The sequence below is a fragment of the Flavobacteriales bacterium genome (genome assembly GCA_030584065.1).
Taxonomy (GTDB): Bacteria; Bacteroidota; Bacteroidia; order Flavobacteriales_F; family PHOS-HE28; genus PHOS-HE28.
Map to the genome: position 1 here is coordinate 502,724 of CP129489.1, position 21,291 is coordinate 524,014.

The 21,291-nt window shown below is 64.3% G+C and carries 16 protein-coding genes and 1 pseudogene; 11 read left to right on the forward strand and 6 right to left on the reverse strand.

Annotated features, from left to right (window positions below; translation table 11 throughout):
- Positions 1-454: 454 nt before the first annotated feature.
- The 5 genes and pseudogenes from QY325_02140 to QY325_02160 form a co-directional block, all read right to left on the reverse strand.
- Positions 455-1,526 (reverse strand): IS3 family transposase gene (locus QY325_02140; GenBank protein WKZ66734.1). Its coding sequence is split into 2 segments (ribosomal slippage): positions 455-1,262 and positions 1,261-1,526, totalling 1,074 coding nucleotides; the frame shifts between segments, so codons are not numbered across the junction.
- A gap of 108 nt (positions 1,527-1,634) precedes the next feature.
- A complete protein-coding gene (locus tag QY325_02145) occupies positions 1,635-2,222 on the reverse strand; it encodes a hypothetical protein (GenBank protein WKZ66735.1) in 588 nt (195 codons plus the stop codon).
- Complete coding sequence (locus QY325_02150) at positions 2,222-3,235, reverse strand: DNA cytosine methyltransferase (protein ID WKZ66736.1); 1,014 nt, start codon at positions 3,233-3,235, stop codon at positions 2,222-2,224. The genes QY325_02145 and QY325_02150 overlap by 1 nt, the downstream gene beginning before the upstream one ends.
- Before the next feature lie 233 nt (positions 3,236-3,468).
- The gene (gene scpA, locus QY325_02155) at positions 3,469-5,583 is read right to left on the reverse strand and encodes a methylmalonyl-CoA mutase (protein ID WKZ67945.1); all 2,115 of its coding nucleotides are present in this window, start codon (positions 5,581-5,583) and stop codon (positions 3,469-3,471) included.
- Positions 5,584-5,673: 90 nt separating this feature from the next.
- Positions 5,674-6,432, reverse strand: a pseudogene (locus QY325_02160) (methylmalonyl-CoA mutase family protein).
- A 330-nt stretch (positions 6,433-6,762) separates the two neighbouring features.
- On the opposite strand from QY325_02160, the gene QY325_02165 reads away from it, so the two are divergent.
- The 5 genes from QY325_02165 to QY325_02185 all read left to right on the forward strand — a co-directional run bounded on the left by QY325_02165 (position 6,763) and on the right by QY325_02185 (position 14,220).
- Positions 6,763-7,839 (forward strand): outer membrane beta-barrel protein, encoded by a 1,077-nt coding sequence (locus QY325_02165; GenBank protein ID WKZ66737.1) that lies wholly within the window; start codon positions 6,763-6,765, stop codon positions 7,837-7,839.
- A gap of 79 nt (positions 7,840-7,918) precedes the next feature.
- Positions 7,919-8,290, forward strand: coding sequence for a hypothetical protein (locus QY325_02170; GenBank protein WKZ66738.1), 372 nt, complete (start codon positions 7,919-7,921; stop codon positions 8,288-8,290).
- 110 nt (positions 8,291-8,400) lie between these two features.
- Entirely contained in the window at positions 8,401-12,729 is a 4,329-nt protein-coding gene (locus tag QY325_02175; GenBank protein WKZ66739.1) for a CusA/CzcA family heavy metal efflux RND transporter, read from the forward strand.
- The gene (locus QY325_02180) at positions 12,726-13,886 is read left to right on the forward strand and encodes an efflux RND transporter periplasmic adaptor subunit (protein ID WKZ66740.1); all 1,161 of its coding nucleotides are present in this window, start codon (positions 12,726-12,728) and stop codon (positions 13,884-13,886) included. Before QY325_02175 ends, QY325_02180 begins: the two co-directional genes overlap by 4 nt.
- A gap of 52 nt (positions 13,887-13,938) precedes the next feature.
- Entirely contained in the window at positions 13,939-14,220 is a 282-nt protein-coding gene (locus tag QY325_02185) for a DUF167 domain-containing protein (protein WKZ66741.1), read from the forward strand.
- 19 nt (positions 14,221-14,239) lie between these two features.
- On the opposite strand, the gene QY325_02190 is transcribed toward QY325_02185, so the two are convergent.
- Positions 14,240-15,454: a hypothetical protein gene (locus QY325_02190; protein WKZ66742.1), complete on the reverse strand. Its 1,215-nt coding sequence runs from the start codon at positions 15,452-15,454 to the stop codon at positions 14,240-14,242.
- A gap of 145 nt (positions 15,455-15,599) precedes the next feature.
- Between QY325_02190 and QY325_02195 the strand changes: the two genes are divergently transcribed.
- From QY325_02195 to QY325_02220, 6 genes are all read left to right on the forward strand, one after another.
- The gene (locus tag QY325_02195) at positions 15,600-16,067 is read left to right on the forward strand and encodes a cytochrome c (GenBank protein ID WKZ66743.1); all 468 of its coding nucleotides are present in this window, start codon (positions 15,600-15,602) and stop codon (positions 16,065-16,067) included.
- A gap of 107 nt (positions 16,068-16,174) precedes the next feature.
- Positions 16,175-18,097: a Sec-dependent nitrous-oxide reductase gene (nosZ, locus tag QY325_02200; protein WKZ67946.1), complete on the forward strand. Its 1,923-nt coding sequence runs from the start codon at positions 16,175-16,177 to the stop codon at positions 18,095-18,097.
- Positions 18,098-18,216: 119 nt separating this feature from the next.
- Positions 18,217-18,798 carry a hypothetical protein gene (locus QY325_02205; protein ID WKZ66744.1) on the forward strand — a complete coding sequence of 194 codons (582 nt, stop codon included), beginning with the start codon at positions 18,217-18,219 and terminating at the stop codon, positions 18,796-18,798.
- A complete protein-coding gene (locus QY325_02210) occupies positions 18,795-19,241 on the forward strand; it encodes a nitrous oxide reductase accessory protein NosL (protein WKZ66745.1) in 447 nt (148 codons plus the stop codon). Before QY325_02205 ends, QY325_02210 begins: the two co-directional genes overlap by 4 nt.
- Positions 19,241-20,533 (forward strand): nitrous oxide reductase family maturation protein NosD, encoded by a 1,293-nt coding sequence (locus tag QY325_02215; GenBank protein ID WKZ66746.1) that lies wholly within the window; start codon positions 19,241-19,243, stop codon positions 20,531-20,533. The genes QY325_02210 and QY325_02215 overlap by 1 nt, the downstream gene beginning before the upstream one ends.
- Complete coding sequence (locus tag QY325_02220) at positions 20,526-21,290, forward strand: ABC transporter ATP-binding protein (GenBank protein ID WKZ66747.1); 765 nt, start codon at positions 20,526-20,528, stop codon at positions 21,288-21,290. Before QY325_02215 ends, QY325_02220 begins: the two co-directional genes overlap by 8 nt.
- The last annotated feature ends 1 nt before the right edge of the window (position 21,291 follow it).

Here is a 21,291-nt window from a genome sequence, read left to right on the forward strand (position 1 = left end):
GGAAGGGCGAAGGCGAGGTCGGGTGCTTCGCTATAGCCCGACTTGTCCTGGCCTGCGGTCGCGGGGCTGCGGTGGCTTCCTGCGGTCGCCTCCTCGCTCCACGCGCCCGCAAGGCAACGCCTGCGCGGGGCTGCCGCTGCGCCCCCTCACGCGGAATGATTAAGCATATCCCAGCATGAGCCTAGGTATATGGCACTTATGAACCACAGTAACCCTTGGCTGATTCTACCATGGGAATCCCGAGGAGAATCGACTAAGGGTAGGGCAATGCGCGAATATCATTGAATGCGTTCTGTCGGTTGTAAGTTGATGTATTTGGAATGCTCTGTGTGAAATTGTTGCTAAACTGTACATGGAAGGTCAAGGCTGACAAGACTCCTATCCGACCTGCCTGCTTATGTAAGCTTCCCCTGTTTTCGGGCCGATCATAACTAGAGGCTCCTGGGGCATAGGTTTAGGATCGGATGGGCGCTGGCGGCCGGTAGCCAAGCGCCTTGTGTGGGCGGTGATGGTTGTAATCGGTCATCCACTCATCGGCCTTCTCGCGCACCTCGTCCAAGGTACGGAACACGTAGGCGCTGAGCAGTTCACGACGGATGCTGCCGTTGAGGCGTTCGATGTAGGCGTTCTGGGTGGGCTTGCCTGGCTGGATGTAGGTCAAGGTAATGCCGTGTTCGCGGCACCAGTGGTCGAGCTTGGCGCTGATGAACTCCGGGCCGTTGTCCACGCGGATCATCTTGGGCAGCGGACGCACTGCTTTGATGCGTTCCAGCACGCGTATCACGCGCAGTGCGGGCAGTGAGGTGTCCACCTCGATCGCGAGCACCTCCCTGTTGTAGTCGTCGATCACATTTAGCAAGCGGTAGGTCCGGCCGTCCCAGAGGCTGTCATGCATGAAGTCGATGCTGTAGACCTGGTCCGGACCAGCAGGACGGAACAGCGCCTGCTTCACCCGTGCAGGCAGCCGTTTCTTGGCCCTGCGACGAATGTTGAGGCCCAGACCGGTGTAGACCCGATACACCCGCTTGAAGTTCCACAGGTGACCCATCAAGCGCATCCGATGATGGCTTTGCCACACCCCGATGGCCGGGTGCTTCTGGGTGAGCTGTTCCAAGACCTGGATAATGGGCGTGTCATCCGCTGGGGTCTTGCAGTACTGCGCGGTGCTGCGCGCCAAGCCCACGCTGCCGCAGGCTTGGCGCTCGGAGATGCTGTGCTCCTGTATCATCGCCTGAACGATCTCGCGCTTCTCGTCAGGCGCCCCACTTCTTTTCCACCACCTGCTTCAAGGCATCATGCACCATGCTCAGCTCGGTGTACATGCGCTTCAGGCGGCTGAGCTCCTCCTGCAGGTCACGCAGCTGCTTGACCTGGTTGGGCTCCATGCCGCCATACTTGGCCTTCCATTGGTAGAACGTGGCGTTGCTGATCCCGTGCTCGCGGCACAGGTCGGCCACCTTCGAGCCAGCCTCGTGACGCTTGAGGATGGCGATGACCTGATGCTCGGTGAACTTGCTCTTTCTCATGGCTACGTGTGGTTGAATGTAGCCCCTGGCCGGCCGAAGCGATCCTTGGCCCCGCGGGGCCAAGGATCACTTCACCTCCAGCAATGAATGGCCGAACTTCGGGGAAGCTTACACTGCCTTCTGAAGCTCATTGTGCTTTCCTAGAGATAGCTCCAGCTTGCGACCGCCTGGCAAGGTCACGGGTATACGTTCAATCTCACGCTTCCGAAGCAGTGCCTCGGCTAAACTCGGGCGGTTCTGGTTAAAGGCCGCCAATTTCTTCGGCCAAGCTGGAGTTCCATAAGAGCGAATCAGTTCAGCGAAGTCTGGAGCGAGTGCATAACCGCGGGTAGGGTCATTGGTGGCCCGGCCGGGGTTATCACCACTATTTAGGATGAGTCCAGCGACAACGGCCAGCTTCAAATCCTTCCGACGCACATCGTCATAGGAGCCGGAGGAAATGTTCTCCTCGAAGTGTTTGTTCACGAACGGGATCACGTCACGCGTCTTCAGATGCCGACCTTCCTTGGCGCTCATGGCCTCGCTCCATTTCTTTGTGACACCCGCAACGGCCATCATGCACGCGGCCATGCGTTCGCGTCTTCGCAAAGGTTCACCTTCGACCGGAATGCCAACGGAAGCCAGAATATCCAAGGCCTCGTTCAGTACTTTTCTCACTGCACGGCTCTTCGCGCTCTCCGGCAAATAGTCCTTCATCAGAACAAAGAAAGTTCACGGTTGGGCTTCACCTTGCTCCGCTTGATGGCCTTGGCATCACCGGCCGGAAGAGCGTAGCATGCTTTCACCGCTTGGGCGATATGGTATGCGAGCATCGGTGGCACGGCATTTCCGATCTGGTTGAACTGCTGCGTTTCGTTGCCTTTGAACTCGAAGTGGTCCGGGAAGCTCTGAAGGCGGGCAGCTTCGCGAACAATGACGCGACGACGACGACCGTCGGGCAAACGCACACGGTGCATGTCGCCGGTGGCGCCTGCGAGATTGCGACACGTCAAGGTGCGGGCCGGACGATCGGCGTAGAGGTCGCGCGGGTTGATGCAGTGCGATGCCTTCTCATACTTGGCCACGTAAGCGTCCATTGTGGCATTGAGGAACTTGCTCTCGGGTGGCGTGGTATGCATCAGGTCTCCGATGGCCTCGCCGACAGTGATCTTGTGCTTTTCCTTGGCTGGGAAGGTGAACGATGAGCGATGCCCCACGACGAAGAGCCGCTCACGGTTCTGCGGCACGCCGTGGTTGACGGCGTTGAGCAGCTTGTAGTCCACGAGGTAGCCCAGCTTGGCGAACTCCTCCAAGATCAGCTCGAAGTACCACTTGTTGCTGTAGAGTAGCCCGCGCACGTTCTCGAACATGAACACTTTCGGCTGCAATCGCTTTACCGCATCGATGAAAATGGGAAAGCCGTCACGGGCGTCTTCCATGCCGCGTTGATGACCACCCACGCTGAATGGCTGACAAGGTGGGCCACCAATGATTATATCTGCTTGTGGAAAATCGAACCCCACCTCCAACTTCACTGCATGACATTCACTGCCCAAGTTGTGGCGGTAGCTCATCGCAGCCGGGCCATTCATCTCAAAGCCAATGGTCTTGAAGCCAGCGGCCTCGAAACCCAAGGCCAAGCCGCCGCAGCCTGCGAACAAGTCTAGGACCACCGCCTTTTCAGTGTGGCGTGGTATCAGTGTCGTGTTGATCTCTTCAATGTACCCCATCTCACGTTGCCGATTTCCTTGGCACTTGGCGAGGTGACAAAGTAACACCTTTGGCCATACGTCTAATTTGAAACCAAGTGTTCTGCGTGAGGGACATGAGCGGAAAGCCCGGAGCCGGTAATCCGGCGAGGACTTGGAGCGGTTGGCCCGACCCGGCTGCTCCCGAGCGAAGGCTCTGCGAAGCGAAGGGATGAGCCGGGGCACGCCCAAACAACATCAGCGAAGAAGGACCTTCATCGCTTCCTCAACGCCTCAATGATCCCCTTCGCCGCCACCGGGATCTTCGTCCCCGGCCCGTACACATCGAAACACCCGGCCTGTTTCAGGAAGTCGAAGTCGTTCGGCGGGATCACGCCACCAGCCACCACCAGGATGTCGGGGCGCTTATACACCTCGCGCAAGGTTCCTATCACCTCGGGCACGAGCGTCTTGTGGCCGCCGGCGAGGCTGCTGATGCCCAGCACGTGCACGTCGTTCTCGATGGCCTGCTTCGCCACCTCCTGCGGGGTCTGGAACAGCGGACCGATGTCCACGTCGAAGCCGATGTCGGCGAAGCTGGTGGCGATCACTTTGGCGCCGCGGTCGTGCCCGTCCTGGCCCATCTTGGCCACGAGGATGCGCGGGCGGCGGCCTTCGGCCTTCGCGAATTCATCGGCGAGGCGCATGGCCTCCTTCATCTCGGGGTCCTGCATGCTTTCGGCTGAGTAAACACCGCTGATGCTGCGGATCACCGCGCTGTAGCGGCCGTAGGCTTTTTCGAGAGCGTCGGAGATCTCTCCGAGCGTTGCCCTGTGGCGGGCGGCGATGACGGCTAGCTCTAGAAGGTTGTCTTGGTGAATGGTATTTGGCGACTGGTGACTGGGGCGCTCACCATTCGCCAATGACCATTCGCCATTCGCCTTTGCGGCCTGCGTCAGTGCGCTAAGTGCTTCGGCAACGGCGACCTCGTTCCGTGCCGCCTTCATCGCATTGAGCCGTGCGATCTGCTGCTCCCGCACCTTCGCGTTGTCCACCTCCAGCAGTTCGATGGTGGTCTCTTCCTCCACCGGGAACGCGTTCACGCCGATGATCCTGTCCTTGCCGGTGTCGATGCGGGCCTGGCGTTTCGCGGCGGCTTCCTCGATGCGCATCTTGGGCAGGCCGGTCTCGATGGCCTTGCTCATGCCGCCGAGCTCCTCCACCTCCTTGATGCGCGCCCACGCCTTGTGCACCAGCTCGTGCGTGAGGCATTCCACGTAGTAGCTGCCGCCGAGCGGGTCGATCCACTTCGTGATGCCGCTGTTCTTCTGCAGGTAGAGCTGTGTGTCGCGGGCGATCTTGGCGCTGAAGTCGGTGGGCAGGGCGATGGCCTCGTCCAGCGAGTTGGTGTGCAGGCTTTGCGTGCCGCCGAGCACGGCCGCGAGCGCTTCCACTGTGGTACGCGCCACGTTATTGAACGGGTCCTGCGCAGTGAGGCTCCAGCCGCTGGTCTGGCAGTGCGTGCGCAGCGCGAGGCTCTTGGGGCTGGAGGCGCCGATCTCCTTCAGCAGCTTGGCCCACAGCAGACGGCCCGCGCGCATCTTGGCCACTTCCATGAAGAGGTCCATGCCGATCCCCCAAAAAAAGCTGAGGCGGTTGGCGAATTCGTCCACCTGCATGCCGGCGGCCATGCCCGTGCGCACGTACTCGATGCCATCCGCGAGCGTGTAGGCGAGCTCCAGGTCCGCCGGCGCACCGGCCTCGTGCATGTGGTAGCCGCTGATGCTGATGCTGTTGAACTTGGGCATCTTCTTCGCGCAATAGCTGAAGATGTCGCCTACGATGCGCATGCTGGGCCCCGGCGGGTAGATGTAGGTGTTGCGCACCATGAACTCCTTCAGGATGTCGTTCTGGATGGTGCCCTGCAACTGTTCGGGTGGTACGCCCTGTTCCTCCGCCGCCACGATGAAGAAGGCCATGATGGGCAGCACGGCGCCGTTCATGGTCATGCTCACGCTCATCTTGTCCAGCGGGATGCTGTCGAAGAGGACCTTCATGTCCTCCACGCTGCTGATGGCCACGCCGGCCTTGCCCACGTCGCCCTTCACCCGGGGGTGGTCGCTGTCGTAGCCGCGGTGGGTGGCCAGGTCGAAGGCGACGCTGAGGCCCATCTGCCCGGCGGCGAGGTTGCGGCGGTAGAAGGCGTTGCTCTCCTCGGCCGTGCTGAAGCCCGCGTACTGCCGGATGGTCCAGGGGCGGATGGCGTACATGCTGCCGTAGGGTCCGCGGAGGTAGGGCGGGATGCCGGCGGCGTAGTGCAGGTGCTCCAGCTGCTCGGTGTCGACGGGCGTGTAGAAGGACTTGAGTGGGATCTCTTCTCTGTTCGGAATGCCGGCCACGGGCTGCGGGCCATGGGCTTCGGGCTGGTCGGCGGACTGGCCCGAGGCCCGGAGCCCGAGGCCCGAAGCCATCTGGTGAAGCAATGTTGTCGTTAATGTCTCCACCGTGTAGCTCCCGCCAATGGGATCGGCCACCCGCCCAAGGAAGCTCTCATCGCGCAGCAGGTTGTGGATGTTGCGGACGATGCGGCGCGCCAAGGCATCGCCTTCGGGCAGGGCAGGAGTGGGGATGGTGAGCCCATCGCAGCCGCCGGTGATCGCGGACACGGCCTGCAGCGTGGCGCGGATCAGGTTCGTGTAAGGCGGGGTGTCAGTCCGAGCGGAGTCGAGGACGACCACCGCCTGGATCCATGTCGTGTGCGAGCAGTCGTGCTCCGGCTTGAATTCATCCACCACGGCGGCCCAGGCCTCGCGGAAGGCACGCAGGCGGGCTACTTCCAGGAACAGGTCGTCGCTGAGGTGCAGGCGGAACTGGAGGCGGGCGCAGGCGTCATCGATGGTGTAGCCTTGTTCCAGCAGGCGCTGCAGCAGCATCCGGCCTTGCTCAAGGGCTTCCTGCGTGTTCCGCGAAGCGCCATCGCTCACGCTGAAGAGCCGGATGCGCGGGTGCTTGGCGGTGCGGTCCTTCAGGTCGCGCACGTCGGCATCGTGCGGCAGACCCAGGCAAAGGCTGAGGTCGGTGGGCGCCACCTGTTGTTCAGCGGCGCGCTTCAGCAGCAGCCCCAGCGTGCCGTGCTCGCCATCCACCTGCAGGTCGATGCCCGCGAGCAGTACATCATCCAATACCGGCGTCAGGTCCGTCAGGCGGCCGTACACCTCCACGGCATCCGCGCCGCCCATCAGGGCCTCCAGGAGCTTGTCGTTTGCATCGGCATCGATCGCGTCCACGCCCACGGTGGCGCGCCAGGGGTTGCCGTCCCGCTTCACGCCACGGCGCCGGCTTTCTTCAGCACCAGCTTCCCCGGCCATGTGGAAGGGTGGCACTTGGGCGCCCTCCACCTCCACGAACAGCGTGGACAGTTCCTTGTCCTTGAGTTCCTTCTTGATCACGGCCTCCCATTGCTCGCGCGTGGCGGGGGGGAAGGCGGAGAAGAGTCGTTCAGTGGCCATCGGCGCGAAGATCGCAGTCGGAGTGATGCCGTGATCCGGGCCGATACCCATCTTTGATTCATGTTCCCATCGCGCTACTGGCCGGTTTCAGCGGTGCTGGCCCTGCTTGCCGGGGACGCCGGCGCGCAGGATTCCGCAGCGGTGCGGTTCTCCGGCTATGCCGAGGTGTACTATGCCTATGACTTCGCCCAGCCCGGCAGCGGCGAGCGACCTTCCTTCCTCTACAACCACAAGCGGCACAATGAGGTGAATGCGAACCTGCTGCTGCTGCGCGCGGAGCTGAAGCGGGATGCCTTCCGCGGTGCGGTGGGGCTGATGGGCGGCACCTATGCTCAGTACAACTTGTCCAGCGAGCCGGACATGTTGCGCAACGTGTACGAGGCGCAGGTCGGTGCGCGGCTCTCCGCCAGGGGCGATGTCTGGGTGGATGCGGGCATCTTCCCCTCGCACATCGGCTTCGAGAGCGCGATCGGCATGGATTGCCCGAATCTGACCCGCAGCCTGGTGGCGGAGAACACGCCCTACTACGAGGCCGGGGCCCGATTGAGCGCAAGGCCCTCGAAGCGCTTGGAGGTGGCCGGCCTGCTGCTCAACGGCTGGCAGCGCATCCAACGGGAACCAGGCAATCAGCGGCCCGCTTTCGGCACGCAGGTGCGCTATGATGATGGTGCGGGGCTCGTCCTGAACTGGAGCACCTTCGTGGGCAGCATGGGTCCCGATTCCATCGGGGAGCGCCGTTGGTACAGCAATCTCTACGCGCAACTGGAAGGCGACGCCTCGCTCATCGTGATCGGATTCGATGCCGGTGTGCAGGAGAACCGCGGATGGCGCGCCATCCGTGGTGAGTATGCGTCTTGTATGAGCGCGGTGGGCGCCTTCCGGCAGCGGGTCAAGGGGCGCTGGTGGGTGAATGGCCGTGCCGAGGTGTTCCTCGATGACTACTGGCTCAACCTGCCGCTCGGCATGGATGCGCTGCTTGGTGCCAGCGCCGGGGTGGATTGCCGCATCAGCGAGCAGGCCTGGTGGCGCGCCGAATACCGGTTGCTGCGCGCGCCGGATGGGGGGTTCGTTGATGCGCAAGGCGCGCCGTCGGCCACGAACATGGTGCTCACCACCGCGCTTTGCCTGCGGCTGTGAGCAAGGGAGGCCGACGGTCGTGGTCGCAGCATGACTTTACTCACGATCTCATGAGACCGCCTTCCTGTACATTCGCTGCGTGAAAGCCCTCGGCCACTGGTTCCTGATCGCCTTCATGGCGCTGAATCTCACGTGGGGCCACGATTGGGTGCATCTACCGCAGTTCTGGAGCCACTATCAGGAGCATCAGGCCGCGGAGGGCGATATCGCTCTCCTGGATTTCATCGTGCTCCACTACGCCGACCGGGATCATGCCGAGAGCGACGGTTCGCACAACGAACTGCCATTCCAGCATCATAAGGACCATGGCGGCGTTGACCATGCCTTCTTTGCGCCGATGATGAAGGGCCACACGCTGCACTTGCCAACGACCATGGCGGGTGCGATGGCCCGCGTGGACGAGCCGCTCGAAGGTCATCGTCCTGCTCGGTTGCAGCCCCCAAGGGCTTGATGACGGCGCGGCCTTCGCCCGCCACTCCCTGCTGAAGCGCGGCTGCGGTCCCGCGCTGCGATGCCGGTGCATCCTTTTCCTGTCCGCTCCCATCAACCAATCCCACCGCCATGATCGAACGGATCATCCGGTACTCCATCCAGCACAAGCTGGTCATAGGCCTCGGCACCTTGGTACTGATCGCCTTGGGCATCCGCGCCATCACCCGCCTGCCGGTGGATGCCGTGCCCGACATCACCAACAACCAGGTGCAGGTGATCACCATCGCGCCCACGCTGGCCACCCTGGAGGTGGAGCAGTTCGTGAGCTACCCCATCGAACAGGCGCTGGGCAACCTTCCCGAGGTGCACGAGCTGCGCAGCATCTCGCGCTTCGGGGTGAGCCAGGTGACCATCGTGTTCGATGACCGCTTCGACACCTACCTGGCGCGGCAACTCGTGAACGAGCGACTGCAACTGGTGCGCAACGACCTGCCGCCCGGTGTGGATCAGCCCTACTTGGCGCCGCTGAGCACCGGTCTGGGCGAGGTGTACCAGTACGTGATCCATCCGAAGCCCGGCTACGAAGGGAGGTACGATGCCATGCAGCTGCGCGAGGTGCAGGACTGGATCATCGCCCGGCAGTTGATGGGCACGCCCGGCGTGGCCGAGATCAACAGCTTCGGCGGCTACCTGAAGCAGTTCGAGGTGGCGGTGGATCCCGTGCGCCTGCAGGGCATGGGGCTCGGCATCGGCGATATCCTGCAGGCCTTGGAGCGCAACAACGCGAACACCGGCGGGGCCTACATCGAGCGCGGCAGCAGCGCCTACTACATCCGAGGTGTGGGCATCGCCAAAGGGTTGGATGACATCGGCCGCATCGTGGTGGCCACACCGGAGGAAGGTGCGCCCGTGCGCATCAGCGATGTGGCCACACCACGGCTGGGCCATGCACCGCGCTACGGCGCCATGACCCGCAACGGGGTGGGCGAGGTGGTGGGCGGCATCGTGATGATGCTGAAAGGCCAGAACGCCAACGATGTGGTGGCCGCCGTGAAGGCACGCCTTGCGAGCATCGAGAAGAACCTGCCCGAAGGCCTGATGATCGATCCCTTCCTGGACCGCACCGCGCTGGTGGGCCGGGCCATCGGCACGGTGGAGAAGAACCTGCTGGAAGGTGCGCTCATCGTGATCCTGGTGCTCGTGCTGTTCCTGGGACAGCTGCGCGCGGGGCTCATCGTGGCCTCGGTGATCCCGCTGGCCATGCTCTTCGCATTGATCCTGATGGACCTCACAGGTGTCACCGGCAACCTCATGAGCCTGGGCGCGATCGACTTCGGCCTCATCGTGGACGGTGCCGTGATCATCGTGGAGGCCGTGCTCCACCGCCTGCACCACGGACGTGAGCACGCCGTGCTGAGCAGGAAGGAAATGGACGGTGAGGTCTCCACCGCCGCCAGCCGCATGATGAACGCGGCCACCTTCGGGCAGTTCATCATCCTCATCGTCTACATCCCCATCCTGTCGCTCAGCGGCGTGGAGGGCAAGATGTTCGGTCCCATGGCACAGACGGTGGCCTACGCCATCCTGGGCGCCATCATCCTCAGCCTCACCTATGTGCCGGTGATGAGCGCCCTGTTCATCAAGCGGCGCACCGGCGTGGAGAAGCCCAGTTTCAGTGACCGCATGATGGCCGCCGTGGAAGCGGGCTACAAACCCACATTGGAGCGTGTGCTGAGCCACCGGTGGCCCGTGGTGATCACGGCATTGGTCCTGCTTGCCGCGAGCGTATTCGGTTTCCTGCGCATGGGCGGCGAGTTCATCCCCCAACTGGAGGAGGGCGACTTCGCCTACCACAGCATCCTTCCCCAAGGCAGTTCGCTCAGTGCCAGTGTGGCGAACAACAAGCTGGTTGAAAGGAAGCTGATGCAGTTCCCCGAGGTGAAGATGGTGGTGGGCAAGACCGGCACCGCCGAAGTGCCCACCGACCTCATGAGCCCGGAACAGACCGACATGCTCATCATGCTGAAAGACAAGGACGAGTGGACCACCACGCAGGATTACTGGACGCTTGCCGACAGCATGCTGAAGGCGCTGCAGACCATTCCCGGCGTGCTCTTCGAGATCAACCAGCCCATCCAGATGCGCTTCAACGAATTGATGACCGGGGTGCGGCAGGACATCGCCATCAAGGTCTTCGGCCCGGATCTGGACAGCCTGCTTCAATACGCCGAGCGGATCGCGGCCATCGTACAGCAGGTGCCAGGCGCTGGCCCGCCGCAGGTGGAGCGCGTGGCCGGTCTGCCGCAGATCACGGTGCGCTACGACCGCGATCGCATGGCCATGCTCGGCGCCGACATCGACGAACTGAACGGCACGGTGCGCGCAGCCTTCGCGGGTGAACCAGCCGGCAGCATCTACGAGAACGAGCGCCGCTTCGACCTGGTGGTGCGCGCCGACACCGGTGCGCGCCGTAGCCTGGAGGATGTGGCCCGCCTGTTCGTGCGCGGTTCGTCGGGGCAACTGATGCCGCTGGAGCAGCTGGCGCAGGTGGGCTACGAGGACGCCCCGGCGCAGATCACGCACGAGAACGCCCAGCGCCGCATCTACGTGGGCGTGAACGCACGCGGCCGCGACGTGGAGAGCTTGGTGGCCGATATCGAGCAGCGCGTGAACGCCCAGGTGAAGCTGCCTGCGGGCTACTACATCACCTTCGGTGGGCAGTACCAGAACCTGGTGGAGGCCAAGGCACGCTTGGCCATCGCGGTGCCGCTGGCGCTGCTGCTCATCCTCGGGCTGCTGTACTTCACCTTCCGCTCCCTGCCCGATGCGCTGCTCATCTTCTCCGCCGTGCCGCTGAGCGCCATCGGCGGCGTGGCCGCGCTGTACCTGCGCGATATGCCCTTCAGCATCAGCGCGGGCGTGGGCTTCATCGCGCTCTTCGGCGTGGCGGTGCTCAACGGCATGGTACTCATCAGCACCTTCCAGCAACTGGCCAGGGAAGGCGTGGACGATGTGGTGGAGCGCGTGCGCAAGGGCACGGTGATGCGCCTGCGCCCCGTGCTGATGACCGCCAGCGTGGCTTCGCTGGGCTTCCTGCCCATGGCCCTGAGCGGCAGCGCGGGCGCCGAGGTGCAGCGCCCGCTGGCCACCGTGGTGATCGGCGGGCTGGTGAGCGCCACGCTCCTCACGCTGGTGGTGCTGCCCGTGCTCTACGTGCTCTTCATCAAGGCCCGGCCGTTAAAGGCACCAGCTGCATTGGTGCTCCTGGCCCTGCTGGTCCCGGGCCTGTCGCACGCTCAGCAGTCACCGACCATCCCGCTGGACAGCGCCCTGGCCATGGCCTTCCGCAACAATGGCGTGCTGCGGGCCGCCGAGCTGGCGGTGGAGCAGGCCGAAGTAGCGAAGGGCAGCGCATGGAACATCGACAAGACGGGCTTCTTCGTGGAGAACGAGGATGTGTCGCCCGCCACGCCTGACGGCATCTTCAAGATGGGCCTTGCCCAACGGATCGAGTTCCCCACGGTGTATGCCGCGCGCAACCAGGCCGCCAAGGCACGCATTGGACTGGCCGATGCGGACCTGGCGCTGGCCGCCCGCGACCTGGAGCGCGACGTGCGCCTGGCCTGGAACGCGCTGTCGCAGGCGGTGGAGGAGGCCTCCGTGCTGCGCTCCCTGGACAGCCTGGTGGGTGAGCTGGGCCGCGTAGCCGAGCTGCGCCACGCCACCGGTGAGGTGCCCTTGGTGGAGAAGGCCTCGGCCCTTGCGCGGAGGCAGCAGGTGGCCGTGCAGCGCGAGCGCGCCGAACGCGCTGTGGCCATCGCGCAGCTGGAACTGAAGCGCCTGTTGCGCACCGATGACCCACTGCTGCCCGCATCACCCCACCCGGTGGAAGCATCCCTGCCGGATGCCACCATCACCGCGCACCCCCTGCTCGATCGCGCCGAAGGCGAGGTCCTGCTGGCCCATCAGCTGAAGCGCGTGGAAGGCAATCGGGCGCTGCCCGATATGCAGGGCCGGTGGTTCAATCAGCGCATCTACGGGGTGAGCGACGAGTTCCGCGGCTACAGCCTCACCATCGGGCTGCCCATCGCCTTCTGGGACCAGCGCGGGCGCATCAAGGGCGCCTCGTTGCAGGAGCGCATCGCGCGTGAGCAGGCCGACCAGCAGCGTGCCGACCTCAGCGCCGCCTACGGGTCCGTGCTGACCCGGGCCCAACAGGCGCGCGAGGCCTGGCAGGCCTACGAAGGCCCGTTGGCCGAACAGGCCGCCGTGATCGAACGCGGCGCCGCCACCGCCTACAAGGCCGGCGAGATCGGCTATGTGGAGCTCACCGCCCTCATCACCCAGAGCACCGACCTGCGTCTCGGACGCATCCAGTCCCGCGCCTCCTACGCCGAGGCCCTCATCCAACTCGACCACTTCACCGGGACGCTGTTCCCCTTCACCGCACAGCCATGAAGCGCATCGCATTCATCTTTTCCCTTCTCGCACTGGCCGCATGCTCCACGCCCGCGCCGGAGGCGGCCACTGCCGAACACGCGCACGACCATGCGCATGCCGATGAAGTGGTGCTGGACAGCGCCCAGCAGGCCACCCTCGGCATCACCACCATACGGCCGGAGCGCCGCAGCATGGAGGGCACGGTGAAGCTCACCGGGCGTGTCACCACCTCGCCCGTGAGCAAGGCCCAGCTCACCAGCCCCATCGGCGCCAAGGTGGTGGCCGTGCTGGTGGACGAAGGCGCGCACGTGCGCAAGGGCCAACCCTTGGTGGCCCTCAGCGACATGGCTTTCATCAAGATGCAGGAGGAGTATGTGGCCGTGAGCGCCCAGGCCGAGCGCGCCGATGCCGAACTGCGCCGCCAGCGCACCCTGCTGGCCGGGGAGGCCACCGCGCAGAAGCAGCTGGAGCAGGCGGAGGCGGACTTCAAGGTGATGCAGGCCCGCAGGGAGTCGCTTGGGCACCAGCTCACCACGCTGGGCGTGGACCTGAAGAAGCTGATCGCCTCTGGCTTGGAGGACCGCTTCACCCTGCGCAGCCCCATCGATGGCCGCGTGAACGGCATCCGCATCTTCCTCGATGCTCGCGTGGAGCCCACCACCGTGTTGCTGGAGGTGATCGACCTGCACCACTTCCACGTGCACCTCAACGCCTACGAACGCGACCTGGCGCTGCTGACGGAAGGGGTGCTCTTCGACTTCCAGGTGCTGAACATGCCGGGCAAGCGGTTCAAGGGCGAACTCTTCAGCATCGGTCGCACCTTCGATGCCGATGGCCGCAGCATCCCCGTGCATGCGCACGTGGAGGAGGGCAGCGAGCAGCTCATCGAGGGCATGAGCGTGGTGGCCTTCGTGCCCACGGGCGCCGCCGAGCAGCTGGTGGTGCCCGATGCGGCCCTGCAGCGCAGCGGCGACAAGGGATTTCTCTTCCTGCTGATGGAGAGGGAGCCAGGCCGCACTGTCTTCCAGCGCATCGAGGTGGTGCCCGGCGTGAGCCGCGATGGGTACGCGGCGGTCTCGCCGTTGGAACCCTTGCCGCAGCATGCGGAATTCGCGGCTGACAAGGTGTACTACCTGTGGAGCATGCTGGAGAATGAGGGCGGGCATGAGCATTGATCGGGTGCCCTAGCCATCTTCGCTTCCTTTAATCAGCAAACGCACAGGGGGCATGCCGGATTGGATTGCCGAGCAAGAGGGGGCCATCATCCTCTCCGTGCATGCGCAGCCGGGCGCCAAGCGCACCGAGGTGGCCGGCGTGCACGGCGATGCCTTGAGGATCCGTCTCGCCGCGCCGCCCGTGGATGGCCAGGCCAACGAGGCGCTCATCACCTTCCTGGCCGGGGCCTTCGGGGTGCCCAAGCGGCAGGTGGATTTGCTCAGCGGGCACGCGAGCCGGAGCAAACGGGTGCGGGTGAATGGCGCCACCAAGCGCCCCGATCGACAGTGGTGACGAGCAGGCGCTGAAGCCTTCAGGATGCAGCGGTCCCGGTGGACCGCCTGGAGCGTGCGGCCAGCAACAGCGCGACTCCTGCGGGCATGAGCGCTGAGGCGATGGCCAAGTGCCAGTAGTGGCCGGGCATCATTCCCCAGCCGGCCCAGAACAGGGTGCCCTGCGCGAAGAGCAGCAGTTCGCTGCCGATGATGCCCGCAACCAGCAGGAAGAGACCGGCCCGCACCATCGGCCGGTCCGTCGTCCACCACCCATAGGTGATTGCATAGGCCAGCAGCAGCGTGGTCATTGTACCCAGCGTGTTCATGTGGATGAAGCCCATGACGTAGTGGCGGATGGTGAAGGCCATGACGGCGACGGCAGGCACCGCCACGGCGGCTTGCACCAGCACCTTCATCGCCATGCTCACCAAGGCCACGCCGATCAGGATCCGCGCCCACGGCGGGAAACGCTCGTAAGCCTGTGACCGCAGGCGCTGGAGCATGCGCAGGGTGCGCACCGCCGCCCATGCCTGGAGCGCCACGGCGACCGATACCGTGGCGAAGACCCCGGGGTGCGGCTCGCTCCAGGCGATTGCGAGCGCATAGGTGAGCACGGCCGAGACGACCCACAGCAGGATGGTCAGTGCATCGAGGCGAAGGGAGAAGCCTGTGCGCTCGGCCCAACGAGCGCCGATGGCCATGGCGGCGAACCAGAACCAGCCGTTGAACTGGAAGTGGAGGAAGAACTGCACGGACCAGTAGTAGATCTCCTTGCCCTGCAGGCCCAGCGCGATGATGGGCCCGATTGTTAGGATGCCCAAGGTGGAGAGGCCGAACATGGCCATGGCGATGCGCGCGAGCAGCCGGCTGCCGGCCGCGGGCCACTCCGCCGAAGCGTGCCAGATGTGCCTGAGGAGGGCGAAGGCCAGCACCAAGTGCACTGTGCTGGCGGTGATGGACACCGCGCCATAGCCTTGGAGCGGGAAGCTGATGAGCATGGCCGCCACCGCCGCCTGCAGGCCCGTCAGCAGCCAGCGCACGCCGCGCGAGAGGCCGCCGCGGCCGCCATCGTGCAGGAGCACCACCGCCACGCCGATGAAAAGCCAGCCGAGCAGTGCCGTGTGCGAATGGCCATGCAGCCAGGGCCTGAACCGGATGAACGGCAGTTCCGTGATGTACACCACGCGGAGCAGGGCGCCGATGATGCCTGCCGCGAGCAGGTTGAGAAGAGCGATGCGGAACCAGCGACTCATGCCTTGATGCGTTCGCGAAGATGGTTGATTGCGCGCTGCAACGTAGCTTCGGCAGCCTGACCAAGGTCCTGACGCTCGTCATAAACCAGACAAACGCATCCGTGGATATTTGGCCCCCGAAAGGGCTCCTACTAACAAACACACCATGAAGACGAACCTGATCGCTGGCGGCCTGCTGATGGCTGTCATTTCCCTGCTCTCCGCCTGCGGTGGCGGTGCCGATAATGCCAATGCCGGCCCTCCGGGCGCAGCCGGATCCCCTCCGGGCGCAGCGGCCCCGGGAAAGAGCGAGGCGGGGCTGTTCACCGCTGCGGACATCACCTTGGGTGATATCGACCAGGGCATGGTGGAGAAGGGCCGCTCCACATACGATGTGAAGTGCCAGGCCTGCCACAGCACAGGTCCGAACCGCGTGGTCGGGCCGGGCTGGAAGGGCATCACCGAGCGCCGCCAGCCGGAGTGGATCATGAACATGATCCTGAACATCGATGCGATGCTCGAGAGCGATCCGGAGGCCCAGAAGGCCTTGGAGGAGTGCCTCGTCCGCATGCCCAACCAAGGCCTTTCCAAGGAGGAAGGCCGCGAGGTGCTCGAATTCATGCGCACGCTCTGAGACCTGAACCCGCCCCCATCACCAACATACCATCCATGAAACGTCCACTTTCCATGACAGCGGCCCTGCTCGGCGCAGCCGGGGTCGCCTTCCTGGCCATCAATACCATGCCGGGTTGCAAGCCCAACACCACCAAGACCATGGTCACCGGCGATGCCGCGAGCAAGGTCTATGTGAAGCCCGGAACCCACGACGAGTTCTACAACTTCGTCAGCGGCGGCTTCAGCGGGCAACTGGCCGTGTACGGCCTGCCCAGCGGCCGCCTGTTCCGCGAGATCCCTGTGTTCAGCGTGGATCCCGAGAGCGGCTATGGCTACAGCGAGGAGACCAAGGGCATGCTGATGACCAGCTACGGCTTCATCCCTTGGGATGACAGCCACCACCCCGAGCTCTCGCAGAGCAACGGCGTTCCCGATGGCAAATGGTGCTTCATCAACGGCAACAACACGCCGCGCATCGCCTTGGTGGACCTCGGGACCTTCCGTACGAAGAGCATCATCGAGATCCCGAACAGCGCGGGCAACCACAGCTCACCATTCACCACGGGCAACAGCGAGTACGTGGTGGCCGGCACCCGCTTCAGCGTGCCCATGGGCGACGATGCTTCCCGCGATGTGTCCATCAAGACCTACAAGGAGAACTTCAAGGGCAACGTGAGCTTCATCCACCCCGATCCCGAGTCGGGCAGGATGAGCATCGCCTTCCAGATCGCCACCCCGGGCGTGAACTTCGACCTGAGCCACGCCGGCAAAGGCCCCAGCGAAGGCTGGTTCTTCTTCAGCTGCTACAACACCGAGCAGGCCTACAGCCTGTTGGAGGTGAACGCCAGCCAGCGCGACAAGGACTTCATCATGGCCGTGAACTGGAAGCTGGCCGAGCAACTGGCCAAGGACGGCAAGGGCAAGCGCGTGCCCGGCAAGCACTACAGCAATTGGTGGAACGAGGAAACGCACAGCGCCGAGACGACGGTTTACGAGGACGTCCTGCAACTGGACCCCAAGGACCACCCCGGCCTGCTCTACTTCATGCCCTGCCCCAAGAGCCCGCACGGCTGTGACGTGGACCCCACGGGCAAGTACATCGTGGGCAGCGGCAAGCTGGCCGCGCTCATCCCCGTGTTCAGCTTCGAGAAGATCCAGCAGGCCATCGCCGCCAATGATGTGGAAGGCGACTTCGGCGGCATCCCGGTGCTGAAGTACGAGAGCGTGCTGCATGGCGAGGTGAAGAAGCCCGGTCTCGGGCCCCTGCACACCGAGTTCGACGCGAACGGGAATGCCTACACCAGCTTCTTCGTGAGCAGCGAGATCGTGAAGTGGAACGTGGAGAAACTGGAGGTGGTGGACCGCGTACCCACCTACTACAGCATCGGCCACCTGTGCGTGCCAGGCGGCGACAGCAAGCAGCCCTGGGGCAAGTATGTGATCGCCTACAACAAGATCACCAAGGACCGCTACCTGCCCACCGGCCCGGAGCTGACGCAGAGCGCCCAGCTGTACAGCATCGAGGGCGACAAGATGGAGCTGCTGCTGGACTTCCCCACCACGGGTGAGCCCCACTACGCACAGGCCATCCCAGCCGAGCTGGTGAAGCCGCGCGAGGTGAAGTTCTTCAAGATCGAGGAGAACAAGCACCCCTTCGTGGCCAAGGGCGAGAAGGAGACCCGCGTGGAGCGCCGCGGCAAGGAGGTGCACGTGTGGATGACCACCATCCGCTCGCACTTCGCCCCCGACAACATCGAAGGCGTGAAGCTCGGCGACGAGGTGTACTTCCACGTGACGAACCTGGAGCAGGATTGGGACGTGCCGCATGGCTTCGCCATCAAGGGTGCCGCCAATGCCGAATTGCTGATCATGCCGGGTGAGACCCAGACGCTGAAGTGGATCCCGACGCGCGTGGGCGTGTGGCCGATGTACTGCACGGACTTCTGCTCGGCCCTCCACCAGGAGATGCAGGGCTATGTGCGCGTATCGCCCGCCAACAGCAACGTGCCCCTGGAGGCCTACACGCTGAGCGTGGACGCCGAACTTTGAACCAACCCGGACGTTCCTCCGGTGAACAGCGGCACGGCCCCGGCATCGCGCCGGGGCCGTGCCGCTGAAGGAGGGCGCCCATGGAAGACAACCGCATCATGAGACCCATATCCAGAGTGATGATCGCGCTTTCGGCCCTGGCGCTGCTGGCGCTGCTGTTCGTGCCCATCTGGCGCATAGACCTGGCGGCCCCGCAATACCCCGAGGGGCTGTACATGCAGATCTGGGCCGATCATTTCTCCGGCGATACCGAGAAGATCAACGGCCTCAACCACTACATCGGCATGGCCCACATCAAGGACGAGATGTTCACCGAGTTCAGGATCCTGCCCAAGGTGATCATGGTGCTCGCTGCACTGGGCATCGTTGCCGCGGCCTGGGGCCGGCGCATCCTGCTCGTGGGCGGCCTGGTCACGCTGTCCCTCTTCGGCGCATGGGCGCTCTGGCGGATGTGGGATTGGGGCTACAAGTACGGGCATGAGCTCGACCCCAAGGCCGCGATCAAGGTGGAGGGCATGGCCTATCAGCCCCCGCTCATCGGGCACAAGCAGCTGCTGAACTTCGACGCATGGTCCACCCCTGATATCGGCGGATGGATCCTTTTCGGGGTGATGGCGCTGCTGGCCGGGGTCTATTTCCTGGAGGTGCGCGATCTCCGCAGCAAGCTGAAGGCGCGCGCCAAAGCATCCCCTGCATCATGAGGCTGCGGTCGGGTTCGCTTTCCTTGCTCCTGCTGCTGCTGACCTTTTGGTCATGCGGCCAGCAGCCTCCGCGCATCGATTTCGGGAAGGCCGAATGCGCCCATTGCCGGATGAATGTCGTGGACGATAAGTTCGGTGCGGCCATCATCACGATGAAGGGCCGGCAATACGTCTTCGATGACATCGCGTGCATGGTGCATTTCGTGGCCAAGGGCACAGTGGCCGAGGACCAGGTGGCCGGCTGGTACGTCTGCGACCATGCTCATCCGGGTGCGCTGATCGATGCCACCACGGCGCGCTACCTGCACGGGCCGTCTTTCCGCAGCCCCATGCGGGGTGATGTGGCGGCTTTCGCAACCGATGGCGACCGGGACAGGGCCGCCGCCGGACAGGATGCACACCCCTTGGACTGGGCCGGTGCCCGTGCGCTGCTGGAAGAGTGATGCGGAAGCTGCTGTTGCTCCTGGCGGTACTGGCCCTTTCGGTGCCCTTGAAAGCGCGCACCTGGCTGCATCGCGGAGGCGGCAGCCCCACGCTGAAAAGCCTGCTGGCCGGCGCATCGCCCGGTGACACCATCATCATCGATGGCACCGTGGCGGAAGGCGCCCTGGTCATCGACAAGCGACTGGTATTGCTGGGCCGTGCCGGTGCGGTGATCGATGGCCTGAGCGAGAACGATGCCCTTCTGGTGAAGGCCGACAGCGTGGAAGTGCGCGGGCTCATCTTCCGCAACCCTCGGCGCAGCAACCTCGACGACATGGCCGCGCTCAAGGTGACCAACTGCACGGGCGCCCGCATCATGGACAACCGGTTCGATCATTGCTTCTTCGCCATCTACCTCAGCGGCGCGAAGGGCGCCCTGGTGGAGGGCAACATCGTACTGGGCCGCCCCGGCGAGGAGGAGTCCATGGCCAACGGCATCCACCTGTGGAAGTGCAGCGGGGCCACCATCCGCAACAACCGCGTGGAGCACCACCGTGACGGCATCTACTTCGAGTTCGTCACCGGCTCCACGATCGAGCGCAACACCACGCGCCACAACCTCCGCTATGGGCTGCACTTCATGTTCAGCAATAACGATGCATACACGGACAACCACTTCGAGAGCAACGGCGCCGGGGTGGCGGTGATGTTCAGCAAGGAGATCGTGATGAAGCGCAACCGCTTCCTGGCCAATCGGGGCGCCAGCGCCTACGGGCTGCTGCTGAAGGAGATCAACGACGGGGAGATCGAGGGCAATCTCTTCACCGACAACACCACGGGCATCATGGTGGACGGCTGCAACCGTCTGCAGGTGCGCTCCAACCTCTTCCTCACCAACGGCTGGGCGCTGCGGTTGTTCGCCAATGCGACCGCCTGCCATTTCACCGGGAACTCATTCGCCGGCAACACCTTCGACATGAGCACCAACGGGTCGATCATGCTGAATACGCTCGAGGGCAACTACTGGGACCGCTACACCGGTTACGACCTGGACCGTGATGGGACGGGCGATGTGCCTCACCGGCCGCTGGGCTTCTTCGCCCTGCTCGTGGAGCGGCAGCCCTACGCCATGGTGTTCTCGCGGAGCCTCTTCGTATCGCTCCTTGACCGGGCGGAGCGCCTGCTGCCGTCCCTCACCCCCGAGGCCATGAAGGATGACCGCCCCTTGATGCGGCCGCCCACGCCCCTTCTTTCCGGCGATGCCCGTGCTGGCCGCGGGGCCCCAGTTCCTATCCTTGCCGGTCATGGGTGAAGAGCGCATCACCTGCTCCGGCATCGGCAAGCGCTATGGCCGCCTTTGGGCCCTGCGCAACGTGGACCTCTCCTTCCAGGCCGGCGAGGTGGTCATGCTCATCGGCCCCAACGCCAGCGGCAAGACCACGCTGATCAAATGCCTGCTCGGCCTGGTGCACCCCACCGAGGGGCGGCTCACCGTGGAAGGCACCGTGATCGACGCGCGAGGCCGTTCGCCGCATCCGGCGTACAGGAGCAGCATCGGGTACATGCCGCAGATCTCGCAGTTCCCGCCTTCCCTCACCATTGAGCAGCTGTTCGCGATGATGGCCGATGTTCGCGGATTGGCCCCGGAGCGGCTGGACGACCGGCTCATCGCCGAGTTGGGGCTCGATGCGCAGCTGGACAAGCGGCTTTCCGCCCTGAGCGGCGGAACACGCCAGAAGGTGAGCGCCGTGCTGGCCTTCCGGGCCCGCCCATCCATCCTGGTGATGGATGAGCCGACCGCCGGCCTCGACCCTGTGAGCGCGGCCAGGGTGCTGAAGGAAGCCGGTGCGCTCCGCGATCGCGGAGGCACCGTGCTCATCACTTCGCACCTCATGGAGGAGGTGGAGGCCCTGGCCGACCGGGTGGCCTATCTCGAGGATGGGCGCCTGCGCTTCCTGCTCCCTGTGCAGGCCATCCTGCAACGCACGGGAGCGCAACGGCTGTCGCAGGGCCTGCCTAGGCTGCTGGAAGAAATGAACACCGGGCGGCTCGCCCAAGTGAATCCCTGAC

Coding starts and splice junctions, on each gene's coding strand:
- QY325_02145 (WKZ66735.1), bottom strand. CDS start 2,222: ATGAAGGACTATTTGCCGGAGAGCGCGAAGAGCCGTGCAGTGAGAAAA.
- QY325_02150 (WKZ66736.1), bottom strand. CDS start 3,235: ATGGGGTACATTGAAGAGATCAACACGACACTGATACCACGCCACACT.
- QY325_02165 (WKZ66737.1), top strand. CDS start 6,763: ATGTTCCCATCGCGCTACTGGCCGGTTTCAGCGGTGCTGGCCCTGCTT.
- QY325_02175 (WKZ66739.1), top strand. CDS start 8,401: ATGATCGAACGGATCATCCGGTACTCCATCCAGCACAAGCTGGTCATA.
- QY325_02180 (WKZ66740.1), top strand. CDS start 12,726: ATGAAGCGCATCGCATTCATCTTTTCCCTTCTCGCACTGGCCGCATGC.
- QY325_02185 (WKZ66741.1), top strand. CDS start 13,939: ATGCCGGATTGGATTGCCGAGCAAGAGGGGGCCATCATCCTCTCCGTG.
- QY325_02190 (WKZ66742.1), bottom strand. CDS start 15,454: ATGAGTCGCTGGTTCCGCATCGCTCTTCTCAACCTGCTCGCGGCAGGC.
- QY325_02195 (WKZ66743.1), top strand. CDS start 15,600: ATGAAGACGAACCTGATCGCTGGCGGCCTGCTGATGGCTGTCATTTCC.
- nosZ (WKZ67946.1), top strand. CDS start 16,175: ATGCCGGGTTGCAAGCCCAACACCACCAAGACCATGGTCACCGGCGAT.
- QY325_02205 (WKZ66744.1), top strand. CDS start 18,217: ATGATCGCGCTTTCGGCCCTGGCGCTGCTGGCGCTGCTGTTCGTGCCC.
- QY325_02210 (WKZ66745.1), top strand. CDS start 18,795: ATGAGGCTGCGGTCGGGTTCGCTTTCCTTGCTCCTGCTGCTGCTGACC.
- QY325_02215 (WKZ66746.1), top strand. CDS start 19,241: ATGCGGAAGCTGCTGTTGCTCCTGGCGGTACTGGCCCTTTCGGTGCCC.
- QY325_02220 (WKZ66747.1), top strand. CDS start 20,526: ATGGGTGAAGAGCGCATCACCTGCTCCGGCATCGGCAAGCGCTATGGC.